The organism is Roseateles toxinivorans (assembly GCF_004362525.1).
Taxonomy (GTDB): domain Bacteria; phylum Pseudomonadota; class Gammaproteobacteria; order Burkholderiales; family Burkholderiaceae_C; genus Paucibacter; species Paucibacter toxinivorans.
Window position 1 is genome coordinate 1 of sequence record NZ_SNXS01000027.1, and the last position, 1,270, is coordinate 1,270.

Consider the following 1,270-nt stretch of genomic DNA (forward strand, 5'->3'; position numbering starts at 1 on the left):
TCGGTGGTCAGGTTGGCGACCTGGGCGGTGCTGAGAGTCGCCACCTGAGCGGAGCTCATGCGGGCGAACTGGTCCGTCGTCAGCGTGTTCAGGTCATTGGTGCTCAGGCTGGTGAGCTGACCGGTGGACAGGGCCGAGATCTGGGCGGAGCCCAGGCCTTGCAGTTGTTCAGAGGTCAGGGCGTCCAGCTGCGCCGACGAGAGGGCACGCACACCGGCCGTGGTCATCGCACGCAGGTCGGCCGTCTCGATCGAGGCGATCTGTGCGGTCGAGAGGTTGGCGACCTGGGCCGAGCCCATGGCGGCGATCTGGGCCGAGCCCATGGCCACGATGGAAGCGGTGTCCAGACCCAGGAACTGGTCCGGGTTGGTGGTCAGTGCAGCGATCTGCGCGGTCGTCAGGGCAGCCACCTGGTCGGTGGTCAGGGCGCTGATCTGGTCAGACGACAGGGCACGCAGGGCGGCTGTGCTGATGGCACGCAGGTCGGCCGTCTCCAGGGTGGAGACTTGCGCGGTGCTCAGGGCGCCGGACTGGCCGGTGGTCAGTGCCGCGAACTGGGCGGTACCCAGGGCGTTCAGGTCGTCCGTCGTCAGGTTGGTGACCTGGGCGGTGCTGAGAGTCGCCACCTGAGCGGAGCTCATGCGGGCGAACTGATCGGTCGTCAGCGTGTTCAGGTCATTGGTGCTGAGGCCGGTCAATTGACCGGTGGACAGCGCGGTGATCTGAGCGGAGGTCAGGGCTTGGAGCTGGTCGGTGGTCAGTGCATCAAGCTGGTCGGAGCTCAACGCGCGGACAGCCGCCGTACCCAGGGCACGCAGGTCACCGGTCTCGATGGAGGCGATCTGGGCCGTCGCGAAGTTACCGATCTGGGCCGAGGTCAGCGAGGCGACCTGGCCGGAGCTCAGGGCCACGATGTCGGCTGTTTCCAGGCCCGGCATCTGAGCCGTGGTCAGGCTGTTGATCTGGCCGGTGGTCAGGGCGGCGACCTGGTCGGTGGTCAGGGCCAGCACCTGGTCGGAGCTCAGGTTGCGCAGCGCAGCCGTCGAGATGGCACGCAGATCGGCTGTCTCCAGGGTCGAAACCTGGGCGGTGGTCAGCGCGGTGGCCTGGGCGGTGGTCAGCGCAGCGAACTGGGCCGTGCCGAGTGCGTTCAGGTCATCGGTGGTCAGGTTGGCGACCTGGGCGGTGCTGAGAGTCGCCACCTGAGCGGAGCTCATGCGGGCGAACTGGTCCGTCGTCAGCGTGTTCAGGTCGTTGGTGCTCAGCGAGG

General features: G+C 67.6%; 1 pseudogene. It reads right to left on the minus strand.

What is annotated here, in order from left to right:
* Positions 1-1,270, minus strand: a pseudogene (locus DES47_RS28910) (heme utilization protein); the annotation flags it as partial.